General features: G+C 53.6%; 17 protein-coding genes. 3 read left to right on the forward strand and 14 right to left on the reverse strand.

Going from position 1 to position 14,499, the window contains the following annotated elements; translation table 11 throughout:
* Nucleotides 1-422 precede the first annotated feature (422 nt).
* The 3 genes from E4O98_RS07380 to E4O98_RS07395 all read left to right on the forward strand — a co-directional run bounded on the left by E4O98_RS07380 (nucleotide 423) and on the right by E4O98_RS07395 (nucleotide 3,865).
* Nucleotides 423-1,307, forward strand: coding sequence for a hypothetical protein (locus E4O98_RS07380; protein ID WP_248134583.1), 885 nt, complete (start codon nucleotides 423-425; stop codon nucleotides 1,305-1,307).
* 88 nt (nucleotides 1,308-1,395) lie between these two features.
* On the forward strand, nucleotides 1,396-2,664 hold the full coding sequence (locus E4O98_RS27640; protein ID WP_348984626.1) for a PAS domain-containing methyl-accepting chemotaxis protein: 1,269 nt from the start codon (nucleotides 1,396-1,398) through the stop codon (nucleotides 2,662-2,664).
* Nucleotides 2,665-2,827: 163 nt separating this feature from the next.
* The gene (locus E4O98_RS07395) at nucleotides 2,828-3,865 is read left to right on the forward strand and encodes a GGDEF domain-containing protein (protein WP_248134563.1); all 1,038 of its coding nucleotides are present in this window, start codon (nucleotides 2,828-2,830) and stop codon (nucleotides 3,863-3,865) included.
* A 299-nt stretch (nucleotides 3,866-4,164) separates the two neighbouring features.
* Here E4O98_RS07395 and E4O98_RS07400 read toward each other — a convergent pair whose 3' ends face one another.
* The 14 genes from E4O98_RS07400 to E4O98_RS07465 form a co-directional block, all read right to left on the reverse strand.
* Nucleotides 4,165-4,809 (reverse strand): thioredoxin domain-containing protein, encoded by a 645-nt coding sequence (locus E4O98_RS07400; RefSeq protein ID WP_348984627.1) that lies wholly within the window; start codon nucleotides 4,807-4,809, stop codon nucleotides 4,165-4,167.
* Entirely contained in the window at nucleotides 4,806-5,102 is a 297-nt protein-coding gene (locus E4O98_RS07405; protein ID WP_248134567.1) for a hypothetical protein, read from the reverse strand. The genes E4O98_RS07400 and E4O98_RS07405 overlap by 4 nt, the downstream gene beginning before the upstream one ends.
* Entirely contained in the window at nucleotides 5,099-8,062 is a 2,964-nt protein-coding gene (locus E4O98_RS07410; RefSeq protein WP_248134569.1) for a conjugative transfer ATPase, read from the reverse strand. The genes E4O98_RS07405 and E4O98_RS07410 overlap by 4 nt, the downstream gene beginning before the upstream one ends.
* Complete coding sequence (locus tag E4O98_RS07415) at nucleotides 8,062-8,490, reverse strand: TIGR03751 family conjugal transfer lipoprotein (RefSeq protein ID WP_057710725.1); 429 nt, start codon at nucleotides 8,488-8,490, stop codon at nucleotides 8,062-8,064. Before E4O98_RS07415 ends, E4O98_RS07410 begins: the two co-directional genes overlap by 1 nt.
* Complete coding sequence (locus E4O98_RS07420) at nucleotides 8,468-9,958, reverse strand: TIGR03752 family integrating conjugative element protein (protein ID WP_248134571.1); 1,491 nt, start codon at nucleotides 9,956-9,958, stop codon at nucleotides 8,468-8,470. Before E4O98_RS07420 ends, E4O98_RS07415 begins: the two co-directional genes overlap by 23 nt.
* Nucleotides 9,948-10,850 carry a TIGR03749 family integrating conjugative element protein gene (locus tag E4O98_RS07425; RefSeq protein WP_248134586.1) on the reverse strand — a complete coding sequence of 301 codons (903 nt, stop codon included), beginning with the start codon at nucleotides 10,848-10,850 and terminating at the stop codon, nucleotides 9,948-9,950. The genes E4O98_RS07420 and E4O98_RS07425 overlap by 11 nt, the downstream gene beginning before the upstream one ends.
* Nucleotides 10,850-11,503, reverse strand: coding sequence for a PFL_4703 family integrating conjugative element protein (locus E4O98_RS07430; protein ID WP_248134573.1), 654 nt, complete (start codon nucleotides 11,501-11,503; stop codon nucleotides 10,850-10,852). The genes E4O98_RS07425 and E4O98_RS07430 overlap by 1 nt, the downstream gene beginning before the upstream one ends.
* Nucleotides 11,500-11,880 (reverse strand): TIGR03750 family conjugal transfer protein, encoded by a 381-nt coding sequence (locus E4O98_RS07435; protein ID WP_220382063.1) that lies wholly within the window; start codon nucleotides 11,878-11,880, stop codon nucleotides 11,500-11,502. Before E4O98_RS07435 ends, E4O98_RS07430 begins: the two co-directional genes overlap by 4 nt.
* Before the next feature lie 12 nt (nucleotides 11,881-11,892).
* Nucleotides 11,893-12,231, reverse strand: a complete 339-nt coding sequence (locus E4O98_RS07440; protein WP_122737131.1) for a TIGR03745 family integrating conjugative element membrane protein — start codon at nucleotides 12,229-12,231, stop codon at nucleotides 11,893-11,895.
* Between the two features lie 18 nt (nucleotides 12,232-12,249).
* Nucleotides 12,250-12,489, reverse strand: coding sequence for a TIGR03758 family integrating conjugative element protein (locus E4O98_RS07445; RefSeq protein ID WP_248134575.1), 240 nt, complete (start codon nucleotides 12,487-12,489; stop codon nucleotides 12,250-12,252).
* Nucleotides 12,486-12,794, reverse strand: coding sequence for an RAQPRD family integrative conjugative element protein (locus tag E4O98_RS07450; RefSeq protein WP_248134587.1), 309 nt, complete (start codon nucleotides 12,792-12,794; stop codon nucleotides 12,486-12,488). Before E4O98_RS07450 ends, E4O98_RS07445 begins: the two co-directional genes overlap by 4 nt.
* Nucleotides 12,795-12,951: 157 nt before the next feature.
* Nucleotides 12,952-13,263, reverse strand: coding sequence for a hypothetical protein (locus E4O98_RS07455; RefSeq protein WP_248134577.1), 312 nt, complete (start codon nucleotides 13,261-13,263; stop codon nucleotides 12,952-12,954).
* Nucleotides 13,264-13,450: 187 nt separating this feature from the next.
* On the reverse strand, nucleotides 13,451-13,864 hold the full coding sequence (locus E4O98_RS07460; protein WP_248134579.1) for a response regulator: 414 nt from the start codon (nucleotides 13,862-13,864) through the stop codon (nucleotides 13,451-13,453).
* A gap of 208 nt (nucleotides 13,865-14,072) precedes the next feature.
* Nucleotides 14,073-14,240: a hypothetical protein gene (locus tag E4O98_RS07465; RefSeq protein ID WP_348984628.1), complete on the reverse strand. Its 168-nt coding sequence runs from the start codon at nucleotides 14,238-14,240 to the stop codon at nucleotides 14,073-14,075.
* Nucleotides 14,241-14,499: the final 259 nt, after the last annotated feature.

Consider the following 14,499-nt stretch of genomic DNA (forward strand, 5'->3'; position numbering starts at 1 on the left):
GGGGTGGAGGGTTTTGCCGTGTTTTGGGTCAGCGTCGGCCAGATTGATCAACGATTGAATGCGCTAATAACAGGTGGCGAACCATATCTGTCTGGCCCAACTGGGGTATCAAAGCCGCGAAGCTAATTCCACCATAGGCGGCAGAAAACTATATTTTTTCGGGGCGCGTTGGGAGTCGCTGATCCAACGGTGATGGCCATGAAATTGTAGTAGGGGGGTTATTGGCTGAGGTCCTTCACCTCACGTTAGGCATCACTCAGCCAGGAATAGTCGATGACCCGCACCCAGTCGACTGTGTTTGAGACGAGGCAAGGCCATAAAACATTTTTGGGGTGAATCGGCCAGCCGTTGGAATACGCATATACTACCGGCATCGTGAGCAGTAAAAAGTGTTTCTGTATAGAGAGGGTCGTTTGACGTCGATGAACACAACTGAACTGCTTCAGTATTTGGTAAAGACCAGTTCCGAAATGACCCGAGGCAGTATAGATGAAGCGATGCTTCTTCATTTTGATTTGATCATGGAGAGCTATCGGGACAAACCTTTTTTCTATAAAAACCTGTTGAAGTATGACAGGTTCATGGTGGCTCTTTCATTAATCAGCTTTGGCTACAAAGATGAAAAAGTTCCTCTGTCCGACGTTAGAGCTTTTTGCCAGAAGCGCGGTTATATGTCTCGCAACAGTCTGGACGCCTATTTTTCCTTTCTGGTGGTCAGCGGATATATGGACGTCCAGCTACACGCACAAGATGGGCGCATGCGTAGTTTTCAACAAACGGATAAAGCGTTGTATACTGCCACCCAGCTTATCAAGTCGTATCTGCTTCCATCGCAGATAATCCTTCCGCTTAATAGTTGGATGCCGGGTTTAAGGCGCGACGTGGATTTATTAAGAATTTATGCTCGTGGTCTTGCCAAAATACTGGAGTCGGATTTCCTGCTCGACAAAATTTTACCTGAGGCAAAATGGATCCTTAATCGGGATGGCGGTCACTTACCCATGCTCGCGCTTTATGCCGACGCCTTGCGGAACGGGTCGCTGGAAACCGGTTACAATGTCTCGTCCTATGTTGAACTCTCACGGTGCCTTGGCGTGTCAAAAACGCACATGCAACGCATGATCAAAGAGGGCGAGTCAAAGGGTTACTTCAAATGCGATAAACGATTAATTGTACTGAGTCCGGCATTTATTGAGTTAATGAGGCGGGCCATGTCGATATGTCTCGCAATCACCCGTATCAGTATGGAATTAGGTGAAGCTGAGCACCAGATGGAAAGTAAGTCTGTCGATGCGTGCAGTTGTTAAGGCTTGGGTCTGATAATGACACCCGGTTGTTCAGCTGTCCTCTCTTAAACATTGTCCTTACTTGCGCTCGCTCTTACCGGAGGTCAGTGTGTTTAATCGTCGAATCAAGAATGCTTTGCTTGACTGCCAGGAGGAACTGATAACGTCGCTTGGTACGCTCGCCAGTATCGAATCGGTTTTTCTCTCAATACGTGTCGATGGGACCGGACGAATTATTTCGACCAATCAGCGGTTTGCGGCGACGCTGGGCTATACGGTCGAAAGGCTGTCGAACACCGAATTGAGCGGTATCATGGATCAGCCGCACAAAGATTTCGCTCCGAACCTGTGCGCCATCGAACGTCAACGCTTTCGATCCGCCGACGGCCGCGTGGCGATGCTCGATATCGGTTGGATTACGGCAGCAAACCGTACCTTTCAGGGCTACGGCGTCATTGCGCCCCCTCTGGCCCAGGATGAACGGGAGGCTATTGAAATGTTTAGCGCGCTGAACCGTTCGATGGCGATGATTCAATTCAACCTTGCGGGTGAAGTCATTTATGCCAATGAGTCCTTCGTCCAGACCATGGGTTATAGCCTTGCCGAGATAGAGGGCAGACACCACCGTATTTTCTGTCTGGAGGAGGACGTGGCTTCTGCGGATTACCCCGAGTTCTGGAAGACTTTAAACAGAGGCGTGTTTCACGCCGGGCGCTTTCGCCGGGTGGATAAAAGCGGAAACGTGGTGTGGTTGGAAGCTACTTACAATCCCATCAAGGACACTGCCGGCCGAGTTTATAAAATAGCCAAATTCGCCAGCGTAGTAACCGCGCAAGTGGAGAAAGCCGATGGAGTCAAGAGCGCCGCTACGTTGGCCTATGACGTGTCATTGGCTACCGATGTAAAAGCTAACAAAGGTATGGATCTGGTCGCTGATTCGGTGCTTGGTGCTCAAACTATTGCCCAACAGATGGCCTCAGTAAACGACAGCATGACCGCGCTTGAATCCCAGTCGCAGTTGATCGGTTCCATCGTTGACACCATCGGCGCCATTGCCACCCAGACCAACCTCTTGGCGCTTAACGCTGCCATCGAGGCGGCACGCGCTGGAGTACACGGACGAGGTTTTGCGGTGGTGGCGGATGAAGTGCGCAAACTCGCCGGCCGCACCAGCTTAGCTACGCAGGAGATTACGGGCGTGGTACGGGAAAACCGTGAATTGGCCGCTCAAGCCGCATTGCACGTCCAGTGCAGCAGAGACCAGGCTGATGTTTTGCTGAAATTATCCGAGCAGGCAGGCGTGGCAATGGCTGATATCCAGCTTGGCGCCAGGCAAGTCGTGGAAGCCATTGGCAGGGTCACCAGCGACCTGGATTAAGTTCTCAACGTGCTGCGCAATAGTGATTAAGTAGCCGACGCAGTGTTATATGCATTTTCTGATTAAGGAGGGTGTTACCCGTCAAGGATCGTTTGCGTCATGGATTAACGCTCGCCCGGACATTTAACATACATCCAAGTCTTTTTGGCAACGGAGTTTCAGAGTGCCGGCGATTTTCAAGATCAGACCAAGAATGCGAACACTGCTATCACCCGCTGTGAACATGATTGAAAGGGTGGGGCTGGTTGCCTGGATAGGGGTTCTGCTGATAGACCCTATGACGACGCTGGACGTGCCAAACATTATTATCACGCTGTCGCTGTTAGGGGTCTGGTATGTCCATCGCATAATCGCTCACTTCTGGATCTGGAGAGTGCTTGGCGTTCTTTATATTTTGTTGTTGTCATTGGGTTTTGCGCATGTCATTGATGCCAATGCGGAGCTAAGCGTTTTCACTCTTCCGCTTGCTGTAATCATCGTGGTGAGCAGCGCCATCCTGTTTGTTGCGGTTCAAGACTATTTCCTTTCTGCGCTGCTGGTGTGGGTAATCATGTGGCCCACGCTTGACGTCGGTTTGTATAATGGACTCGAAGTGTATCTCGCCATTTTCTGCATTACGTCCATGTCTGTCGGCTTTACCCTAAGCTTTACCTATTTAAGGAACATGCGTTCGGTACTCTTGGTGGAAAGCGAGTTCAGAGCGTTGGCGGAGACTGACTTTCTTACCTCAATTCTCAACCGGCGCGCCTTCATGGCGACCTTCCAAAGTGCATTGGCGGGAGGGCGTAGCGGGTATTTCATCATGTTAGATATTGACGGTTTTAAACAGAAAAACGACCAGTACGGTCACGATGTGGGCGACAAGATTTTATGCGCCATGGCTGCTTGTCTGAAATCTACTCCAGGCAGCCACAGTGTCGGGCGGCTCGGAGGGGAGGAATTCGGTGTCTTGTTGCTGGGGGACAATGACGCCGTCGCCCATGAATACGCGTTGCGCTTATTGGCAAACATCCGTTGCAGCGTATTGCCTCCGCATCAATACACCTGCAGCGCGGGGGTCGCGCAGTTCTCGGCGTCATCAGACATGTCAGCAGTGCTCAAATGTGCGGACATCAATATGTATAAAGCCAAGCATGACGGTAAAGATCGAGTTTTTAAGGATGGTAAACTGGTCAAGCCGCTCCTTTGTGCGAGCACATAGCCAGGCAGTCGGGATGCCGTTATCGATGTCATGCACTGGCGCCTGGACCAGTGCTTCGCAGTACTCACATACCTACTCGTCAAAAACATGACATTACCCGTCTGTCGGCTTGATTGCGGGTTTTACCTCTAAGTTGACCATCTAAATCTCGGATGGGCTCAGCGTATCCATGCGTGCACTGACTTTGAGGACAGACCGTGGGTCCTATACCCTTCAGATGTTGTAGAAGCAGTCAGTTGGATAGATTCAGTTCGAACATTTGTCTGGAGCGTAAAGCTATGATTCAACGATCAATTTTATCAGAGCGTTGGTGCGTTTTTTTGAGCTAGCCAATCAATGGCTGATAACAGCAACACCCCGTCAGCTGGTCCCTCAAGCTTTACGGAGCTGCCTGTCGTGTTGTCTGTAATTATGACAGTAGGAGTGGCCGTAACCCCAGCTTTGACGGCGTCCTCGGCCTGCTGGCCGACACGCTGGGCGATCACTTTATCGGTGGCTGCACAGGACAACAGGGCCTGGTTAGTAACACCAACAACTTTCAGATGCCCATCGAATCCTTCACCGTTGCTACGGGTTCGGTCAAAGATCTGGTCAATGGCTTGCCAGAACGCAGGTGCGCCACCAAGCGCCCCCGCACATTCAGCGAGCTTGGCTTCGTGCACTGCGGTCGGACCGTGCACATCCAGTGGCAGATGATGCCACTGCAGGTTTACATCCTTCTGCTGCTGTATCCAGGTTTTCAACGCAGGTGTGTAGGTCTTGCAGTAGGGGCACTCCAGATCCGCGAACTCAGTCACAGTCCAGCGTGCTTGGGAAGGGCCAAACAACCACGGGCCTGTGTTGTGCTGGGTTGGTATCTCACTTCGAGTGAGGGCTAAGCAGGCCATCGATGTGCCTGCCAAAACGCACCCCAGCATCACCCAATACTTGCGTAGGCCTGTCATGCCCGAGCCTCGGCTGGCTTCGATGAAAGAAGCGCTTGTTTACGAAGGGACTCAAGCAGAGCGTTCTCAGCATTCTCGGGTTGTGGGTGCTGTCGCAGCCAGTTGGCTAAAACCGCGTGAAGTTGGGACTCGATGTCACGACGATCCACCGCACGAACCAAAACCTGTTGCAGTTGCTCTATCAAAACGGGTGCACACACCTCAAGGGTTTGAAGGGCGTCTTCACCCGGTTGTTCAAGCAGCTGGGTCAGACTTTCAATCAGGTTCTGGGTCAGGGAATTCAATGCTCTCATGCTTGGCGCTCCAAGGCCGTGACTTGCTCGGGGAAAGTAATGATGTGAGGTTCGATACCGCGATAGCGGTCTAGGGTTGCAGCAACTTCAATGGCGGCATCGAGCTCGCTGCAGCCTTTGGCTTGCATGATGTCGAAGCGTTGCTTTTTCTCTTCCGGCTCGGTCATGGCCAGGGCCAAGTACAAACTCGGTGGTACCGCCCGGAATAACATTTCCATGCTTTTGGATAACACGACGCCCTCGGTGAATTTGCCGCTTTCTTTACGCGCTGACAGCATCATCGACTTCTGTGCAGGAGTCAGTTCACGAAACCGCGCGATCTTCTCCACCTCATCAGGCGGCATGTTTAAGCACATCCACCATTCGATCATGTTGAGCAGGGCTGAGGCCTCTGGAGGCACGTCGTCAACGTTCTGGGTAGCCATCCAGAACCAGGCGCCGAGCTTTCGCCACATTTTGGTGATCTTGACGGAGTAGGGGGACAGGAGTGGGACCTTCAACTGGATGTGGCCTTCGTCCGTGAAGCAGATCAGCGGACGGCCTTTAAACTGGTCACGCTCGGCAATGTTGTTGACCGTGTTGAGCAGGGAAATATAAGCGATGGCCATCTGTGCGCTATATCCTTCTCGCGCATAGGTGGCCAGGTCGACAATGGTAATGTCCGCTTCAGGCCATGGGGTGCCAGGACGGTTGAACATGTCGCCTTCGGTGCCCATACAGAACATGGACAAGGCTTCCGCCATCTCCAAGAATCGTGTGCTTCGGGCGTTTGGAATACCGGGCTCGAGACCCATTTCTCGCAGCGCTTCACGGATATCTTCCGGCAGAACGATACGTTGTTCCGTCACGCATTTTTTCGCTGCATTCAGTATGCATTGGCGGATGGCGCTACGGTCGGCACGAGTAAGACGTGCATCCTCTTTTTCTTCACCACCGGTGATCATCAGCCTGGCCGCAATTTCCATCTCGCCCAGGATGTCGCGTTGTTCATCCTCGGTCTGGCTAGTCAGATGTTCGTCCGACGCCTCAAGATCATCAGCTTTGATAATCTTCACGTTTTGGCTGGGTTCGATGAGCTTCACGGCATCAGCGAATGGCGCGAGGCTGACACCCGATCCAGGGGCAAGTCGAACCCGGTTTACCGTCAAACCCAACTTTTTGGCGAAATCACCGAGTAAGCCGAAGCTGTTGCCTGCCTCCACAATGAACAGACGTGGCCGATAGATGGCAACGATTTGGCTAAGGATGTTTGTCGCGCTGGCCGATTTACCTGAACCCGTAGGCCCGAAAATGAACAAATGCGCGTTCATCTGCCGGTCCAGCTTGTTCAGCGGGTCGAAAGTTATCGGCGCTCCCCCACGGTTAAACAGGGTAATACCCGGGTGCCCGGTTCCGGTCGATCTACCCCAGACGGGAGCCAGGTTCGCAATGTGTTGGGCGAACATCAGTTGTGCGTACCACTCCAGTGCTTTGCGCGCATTAGGGTCGAAGTTGCCGGGTAGCCATCTAAGGTAGGAGTTCAGCGGTGCCACTTCATCCCGAGGTTCCACCGGCTCCATGCCAGCACCCAGCAATGCGCTGCTGAGTTGTAAACTGCGTTCGTGCAGTTGGGCATCGTCTTTACCCCGCAGGTAAAACGCTACGCTACCTCGGTACAGCTTGTGCTTGCGCCCGAGCAACTGACGGGCGGTGGCGACGTCTTCGCGTGTCAGGATCGAGGCCTGAGTGTCTCCAACTGCCTTGCGTGAAAGCTGTTCCAGATGCCCTTCGAGAATGTCCTGCGGGGTGATCACGAGAGTGATACAGAGAATGGTGTCCTCTGGCATTTTGTCGAACAGCGCGTTGAGCGCATCACCGCCCTTTCGGGTTTCACCGGTTAAGTGGCCGGTCTTGGGAGCATCCCTCAAGCGGTCAAGCATCACCACCTGATGGGGAAGGCCGTCGAAATACCACAGACCTTTCTCAATATCTGACAGCGGTTCGCGATAAAACAGGTTTTGCGAGAAGTCAGTGCCGCTGGCGAGCGGCAGCTCGCCCTCTGCAGCACCAGGTGCTTGCTTGCACACCACTTCGTAGAAGCGGCGAATATCTGCATCGGCAGGGCCAAGATGATCGGGACGTGGATTGAACCAATGAATCAGCCAATGGCGAATGGCGTGACCATCCATGCGATGGGTTTTAATGCCGGCGTTCGCCAAGCCGCCCACCAAGCGATCACAGATGATTTTCAGGTAAGGACCTGGCGCCTGGCCTCGCACATCCGCTTGCGCGCCTTGGGTACGGCGGTAGACAACAACACGGACGCGGCGCTGCTGGCCCCTCCAGGGCAGTTGGCTGACCTTGGTGTCTTCAAACAGCCCGCCTGGTTTGGAGATGGATTCCAGGTGTTGCTTCATCAGCTTCAAATAAAGCTCGGTGAATGCAGTGCCTTGTGCGCGTGGTTGAACGTAGTCATGCAGTTGCTGAAGGTAATCGTCCCAGCTGGTTTCGTCCTGAGCATAGAGCTGAACCACCCAGGGTGAGGTTTCAAGCTCGTCGAAAGAGTCCTGGAGGGCGTTTTCCAGGGCGTCGCGGGCCTTGCGTAACCATTCGGGATCCCGACCTTCGGTACCAATCGGTGTCAGCTCAAAAAAGGCAGCGCGTGACACGCCGTCTTCCAATAGCATGGCTTTTTCTGCAGGCAGGTAATTCACCCAGGGCAGTAGGTCTACGAAGGAGGAGTTGACGTCGTATAGACGGTCAGCATCAGCGGTTGTGGCTGGCTTTTTCTTTGGGTTACGCCAATCGCTCGGCGAGGGAATACCCATGGCAGCAAGGCGTTCGTAGTAACGCTCTGTCGCAGCCTCAAACGTCTCGGTTGCTGGTCCCTGCACATCGTCAGATAACGGCGAACCTGGTGTTACGCCAGGTTCCACACGCTCTGTCGCCCGTCGCGTTTTGAATCGTTCAAAAAAACCCATCAATATGCCTCCGTGCGTTCGCCAGGCATGGCGTATTGCACCCGCTGATACAGCGGAAACACCGTGGTGTAGCCTGGGATCGGTGCCGGGTCTGAACCCGCTAAATGAGGAAAGACGTACATCACCAGGTCGGGATTGGGTAGGCGTTTAAATTGGCTGTAGATCTCGTTTTGTGCGGTACGTGTGAACATGGTGCTGTCTGTTTCCCTCGTCTCCAGAGGCCGACGAAGATCTTGGCGTGCATCGAGCAATTGGCGGCTGCTCGAGCTGCTTGAGCCGCTGGAACCTTGATCCCAAACGTCCATCATTGTGCGGTCCCCATGGGGGAGCAATTCGTCTTTGTTGGTGGAACAGGCCGAGGCGAGTAGGGCGATGGCCAGGTATGCACCTAGTTTTAAGCCATGATTAGTCAAGCGCAGTCGAAACATGACGGGCTCCTGAGCGATAGTTGACCTTGCGGCCATTGAGTTCGTAATCGATGGTCAGTTGCTGGTCCAGGTGCACAGCTATCTTTGCCCCGGGTTGTACATACACCGCTGCGAAGGCTTGCCCGTAGAGTTTGTTGACCCAGCTGGAGACGTCATTGACGCCCTGGCCAATGATTTTGCCCATGGCTTCACTGCCCGAGCCGCCGACAGAACCGATGGTCCCGGACTGAGGGTTTATAAAAGAGCCGCTGTTTCCATCTGACTTGATGAGGGAGGCAGCACCTGCGCCGGCGGCGGTAATCAGTACCTGCGAGCCAATGTATTGCGAGGCGTTGCTTTTGCGGTCGCCACTGATACAAGGAATGCCATAGGCATCGCTTATCCAGCCCAGGCCACCCTGAATGGTGGTTTGGTTGCCATTGTTCTGGTTATTACTATTTTGACTGCTATTCGTTTCTTCTTGAGGTTGTGGCAGCGTGCGCACAGTGCCGTCATTGAAGACGAACGTCAGGCTTTTTATCTGACCGCGTACGCAAGACAGGGTCCAATCGCCGGAAGCCGTTCCGCTGGCCACCGCGCCGGCGACGTCGGGCAAGTCGATGCCGTTGGCCGTGAGATTGTCCGGCCCAATCAATACCTTGAACGGGTAGGGGTCGTTGACAGTGCCGTCAATGGGCACCCGGCCGATCAGCGCGGACATGGCCACCGAACCCATCAATGTCGAGTTCTGCGGCAAGGTATAGACCTTACGCACCTGTTTGCGGGCCTCCTGTGGCGAGATTTCATTCGCAACACTTTGAGCGCCCGTGCGCAGTGCATTTTGTCCTCGGTCCACGGACTCGCCAAAAGAGGTCGGGAAGTTGAAGCCGCTTGCCGTTTGATTTGACCCTGCAGCGATGGGCTTGCCGTTGACATCGACCGGCGTTGCGTCCTGCGGCTCTATCCAAACAACGTCCGCGCCAGGTCTGCCTTTGAAGCCTTGACCGTCACCTGGCTGAACGCCGAAGCCGATCGGCAAATCAGATCCAGACTCATTGCCACTGCCCGATTTGCTGCTCAGGGTATTGTACTGCTGCTGCAGTGTGTCCAAGAGGGTTTGGCTCTGTTGTTGCGCCTCCTGCTTCATCGTTTGCTGAACGTTCTGCAGTTTGTTATCGACGTTGAGGTCGATGTTCTGCAGGCGTTTTTGCAGCTCGATGTTCTGTTGCTTTAGCTCGTCATTGTTCTTCAAAGCATTGGAGACTTGGTCCTTGAGTTGTCTGCTTTCCACGACAATGGTGCGCAATGTGTCGCTGGGTGTATCTCCGTCAACCCCAAGCTTTTTAGCCTCCTTCGTACTAAGTACAACCGTTTCCGGTGCATGAACCTGTTGATCGGCACTTTCGCGATTGAACAATTTGACCACCACGTATATCGCCAGGATCGCGAACGGTATGACCAGGTATTTAACAAGTGGATTACTCTTCACGACGGCCTCCCTTCGGATCGATCTGGCTGATGGCGGCCGGCAATAACGATTCGGCTAGACCATGGCCACGGGTCACCAGGTAGACCGTCGAGGTGTCGCTGGAATCACCTTTGGCGCCAAGGTAGGGATGCTGAAAAGTCGCGGTGACAAAGTCACCCATCAGGTCACGCGGATCCAATGTGAGGTTTTGGGCGCTTGTGTTACGTAGCTTCACCGCCGTGACCCAATACTCGTCTAACCGCCACGACCCCAACGCAGAGGCTTCGACCGGCAATGTCGGCATTAGGGTGGTGAGGTCCAAACTGCGCCTCAGATTGATCTGAGCAATCCCCTCCACGGGCTCAACGGTGCGTAGGGGCGCGTAAAGCATCTGTGCGGCATAGCGCGTCATGACCACCGGAAGTGGGGTCTCACGACGCGGTTTCGGCGCGTCCTCATCCTCCTCGGCTTGAGCGCTGGCTTGGGCCGTGGAAGAAGTTGCATGGTTGCTTGTAGGTTTGGCGTTGACTTGGCCGTAACGCGGGGCGGGACTGTCCCCGGCTACAATTTTAGCCGGCTCGGATGCGACCTGATTCGGTTTCCCTACCGTTGCGATGATATCCACGAGCATGATCTCACCGGAGTTCATGTTCTGCAGCTGTAAGCGAGTCGGTTCAATCGGCTCTTTCGCCAACAGGTAGAGGGCACCACCGGTGCTCTGCACGCGCAGTTTGTCGACGAGGTTACGAGGCAGACCCACCCGTACGTTTTGGTCCACAAAGACAATACGCTCCTGACCCACGATCAAGGGCAGTGCTATAGGGATACGATCCCAGCGCAGGATTTCGACGGCGTTGGCCAACCCGCAGAAGTGAAGGGCTAAGAGCCCGATGATCAGTAGGCGGCGTGTCATCATTTGCCTCCTGCTCTGGTCGTTTCTTCGGAGACTTCGATGCGTTGTGGATTACTGCTATAACAGTCCCAGGCCAGGCCGAATGGGTTTTTTTCGGGATCGACGTCAGATCGGATAATTCGTAATGGATAGCGAGCAAATGCCCGCTTTACGCGCTCCCCGCCGTAGTGCTCGTCAGCGGTGATATCCAGGTTGACGGTCCAGTCATTGATGCTGTGCTGTTCAATATGTTGCTCAGACTTATCGTCGATGCCTCTGCCTGGAATTTCAAATACACCCCGTTCACGTTTGCGCAGTTCCCCGCTATTGCGGCGTAGCTCGAAATCTTTCTGCAAGTAGGCTTTGCAGCTGGGAGTCAGGTAGCTTTCCAAGCGGGTAATGTTGTCCTCGTAGTCGGTTTCACCGTCAACGGGCCAACGGTTCATCTGCTGAAAAATGTACAGACCGAAGGCGTATACCGACTCCGGTGGAATATCCCACCACTTACGGGTGCTACCTGAACGCAGATCTGGAGGTACATGAACAGTTAGGTCACGCGGTGCGCTCTGCCAGCCATAAGCCATGTACAGACCCAGGGCAATGAGAAAGCCAATGACCATGCGCAGGCTGTTGATGTGGGCCAGTTGGGCGTCTACTTTTTTACGGTAAGTCATTGAGCCTCCGTCCGATGGCAGGTCCACGCGCCTGAACGTGTGATCAGCAGGCCTTTATTCCAGGTCGGAAAAAAACGTGCGATGTTCAATTGCATCTGACGGTAAAGCCATGTATCAGGTCGACCGCGTTTCCACCGACGCAAGAAACGGCTGGCAAGAATCAGCCCGAGGACTGCACAGAGCATGGCTGCGCCGATGATCAGTGCCCAAATCTGGGTCAATATCGCGGCCGGAATACCGATCACCAGCCCTGCACCGGTACTCAACGCCAAGGTGGCCCACATTTCATCAGCGGTAAGGCCGCCCATGATGACTGGCTGATTGTTCAGTCTCACTGGGAGAAAAATTAAGGTTCCGTCGTCTGAGAGTTCTGTCATGGCCTAGGCTCTTTAAAGAATGTTGGTAGCCTTCGTAACGAGGAAAATGGCGACGCCCAGGATGGCTACGCCAACTGCAGCTGTCGCTCCCAGATCTCCCCATTTCTTTTTGCCAAGTTGAATTTCGTGGTAGGTGCCGAAGGCATGCCAAGCAACGCCACTGAAAATGACCGCGCAGATGATGAGACCAAGTAAAGAAAAACCGTCAAAGGCGTAGTTCTGCATGGTTTGCATCAGGTTAGAGCCTTCCCCCCGGGTAGGAGGCTGAGACTGCGGAAGAGCCGCCATGGCCAGTTGGGGGAGAGCAAGCAATCCGATCAGCATGCGGCCCGGTTTTAAGAATGAAGTCATGGTGTATCTCCCATAGGGTCAACTAAGAACAAATGTGATGAGGATCATGCAAAGCAGTAGGATGCGGACGACCGAGGTCGAGGCAATCGTTCGATCAAGGTTGCCAGTGGCCCATCCTCGGTAGCAGCTCCAGATAGCCCAGGCGCCCCACATAAAGATGATGGCTACAGCGACGCCGACGAAAAACAGGTAGCTCGTCGAGGCAGGGAACCCTCCCGCCGCTTGAAACGCAGCAGCCTGAGCGCCGCTCATGCTCATGGCTTGCGTCCTTCTGTCGTGTATTGGCCTGACAGCTCAACAGGATCACGAGGCTGGGCTCGGGATGGGGTTAGATAGCCCTCCAACCCATGACGAATTCGGGCGATATCACCTGCTAGGCGCTGGTAATCGAAGAAGTAACGCTTGCCAGGTTCGTCGGCCACTTGAGCGCTACGACGTGCGGTGTCCTCCAAGGCATTTAACTGGCGGATCATCACGTCCAAGTTGGCCTGTTCAGAGGCTGAAGTAGCGGCCGCACGAGAGACAGGCAGACTGCATCCGATAAGTACGATGAGACCTGGCAAGGCAATTCGGCGAGTGAGTGCAGTGAGACGCGGGTACTGGATCACGGCTAGGCTCTAGTCATTCCTGATGCCGTCAGCTTGCCGTGATCAAGCTATGGTCGCCGCAAGAAAACCATATTCAGGACTGTAAGGATTTCTTCTGGCGGTACTGACATCATCAATCGCAGTGGATAGGGCGTTTGAAGAACAGCAGATACCCGATGGGCAAGGCGAATCCGTAAGCCCAGCCTTGGGCGTTTTGATTGCCAACCTTGACTTCTCCTTTGACCACAGGCTGGACGCTGACCAGCTCCCAGCCTTCGCTGCCTAATTGAGCAAGGCGGTTTTCACGTTCAGAATCTTCCAGAAAACCCTGGGTGTCGGGTTCAGTGGTGGGCTCTTCGGACTTAAACGTGAAGAGCTTTTTGGTTCTTACAACGTACTGAAAGGGAGAGAACTCAGTGTGGTATTCAAATTTCTGACGGCCCATGGCGACGTCCTCAATGTGCAGAGCTACCAGGGTTTCAATAATGAGCGCGTGCCAGCAATCTGAAATGGTTTGTTGCTAAGCGCGTGATTTCTGAGGTTGGGCTGGAGAGGTCCGCCCTTCACGAACGGCAGAAATCGCAATAAGCGGTCAGTCGTGACCATCTGCTGTTGGCATACCTCCACCGTCTTCATGATGTTTTTTGGAGCGAACGACCAGGTTGAAGTTGGTTTGCTACAGCCATCACTAGATCTTCCATAGACCAAGGTTTGTGCAGGTACGTCGTTGAGGTGGAAACTGTTGAGGCATCCAGCGCGTAGCCGGAAGTGAGGATCGTAGCGATGGACGGCCATTTCGTCTTCACCAACGCTATAAATTCGGCGCCTTGCAGTTGACCTGGCAAACCATGATCCGCGATCACAAGCGAACAATCATTCGACCTGCTCAGCAAGTAAATCAAAGCGTCATCGGCGGTTTCAAAATCCAAGGAGTGGAGACCAATCTCGGCCAAAATTTCGACCATCAACACGCGAAGTATTGGGTCATCCTCAACAACGATCCCCAATCCTGATACGGGTGAGAGTTTTTCCCATTCTATGTTCACGCAGTGTTTCCTTGTTCGGAGGTAGCCATATGCGGTTTTGGCGCCGCGACTTTAGGTACTTTTTTGAGAAACTAATGACCAGACGTCCGCGAACACACGTCTCTTATTGAGAGAGACGAGCGACACCTTTGAGTTGATCGCGGCCCTTCTCGGTAGCCAGCGATCGGCCATTATTGATCTCTTCGGCAGCTCCATTTTATGGTCAGGATCACCATTTGGTTAATACCACCGTGCCCGTCGCTCGGTGCGCTGCCATTTCAGAACGAGGCTCTCGAATCAAATTTGCAATGGCCCGGCTGGATGTCAGTTCGCTGGCCGTAACCGCAGTGAACAGGAGATCGGCACGCTCAGTGGTCGAATCGAATACCTTGATCATCAAAGATCCGCCCGGATGGCTGGGCATTTGCAGGAGAGAGGCTGGAACCCACATTCGATAATGCGACGAAGCTCTAGTGTAGAGATCATGACTCGCGTCCCTTTGTCGAATGAATGGAATCTAGCTTATTAATGTTAGCTGCTGATGCTCGGTATGGAAGGCTAGAGTCATATTTCGTTGCACCTCTACTCTGTGACCGCTACAGTTCGATTCTGTTGAAAAAGTAGCTCCCCTGACTGGCCTCCGGCAAAATCTCTTC

This window comes from Pseudomonas sp. W2Jun17, assembly GCF_023127795.1.
Classification (GTDB): domain Bacteria; phylum Pseudomonadota; class Gammaproteobacteria; order Pseudomonadales; family Pseudomonadaceae; genus Aquipseudomonas; species Aquipseudomonas synxantha_A.

Coding starts and splice junctions, on each gene's coding strand:
- E4O98_RS07380 (WP_248134583.1), top strand. CDS start 423: ATGAACACAACTGAACTGCTTCAGTATTTGGTAAAGACCAGTTCCGAA.
- E4O98_RS07400 (WP_348984627.1), bottom strand. CDS start 4,809: ATGACAGGCCTACGCAAGTATTGGGTGATGCTGGGGTGCGTTTTGGCA.
- E4O98_RS07405 (WP_248134567.1), bottom strand. CDS start 5,102: ATGAGAGCATTGAATTCCCTGACCCAGAACCTGATTGAAAGTCTGACC.
- E4O98_RS07410 (WP_248134569.1), bottom strand. CDS start 8,062: ATGGGTTTTTTTGAACGATTCAAAACGCGACGGGCGACAGAGCGTGTG.
- E4O98_RS07415 (WP_057710725.1), bottom strand. CDS start 8,490: ATGTTTCGACTGCGCTTGACTAATCATGGCTTAAAACTAGGTGCATAC.
- E4O98_RS07425 (WP_248134586.1), bottom strand. CDS start 10,850: ATGACACGCCGCCTACTGATCATCGGGCTCTTAGCCCTTCACTTCTGC.
- E4O98_RS07430 (WP_248134573.1), bottom strand. CDS start 11,503: ATGACTTACCGTAAAAAAGTAGACGCCCAACTGGCCCACATCAACAGC.
- E4O98_RS07435 (WP_220382063.1), bottom strand. CDS start 11,880: ATGACAGAACTCTCAGACGACGGAACCTTAATTTTTCTCCCAGTGAGA.
- E4O98_RS07440 (WP_122737131.1), bottom strand. CDS start 12,231: ATGACTTCATTCTTAAAACCGGGCCGCATGCTGATCGGATTGCTTGCT.
- E4O98_RS07445 (WP_248134575.1), bottom strand. CDS start 12,489: ATGAGCATGAGCGGCGCTCAGGCTGCTGCGTTTCAAGCGGCGGGAGGG.
- E4O98_RS07455 (WP_248134577.1), bottom strand. CDS start 13,263: ATGGGCCGTCAGAAATTTGAATACCACACTGAGTTCTCTCCCTTTCAG.
- E4O98_RS07465 (WP_348984628.1), bottom strand. CDS start 14,240: ATGATCAAGGTATTCGATTCGACCACTGAGCGTGCCGATCTCCTGTTC.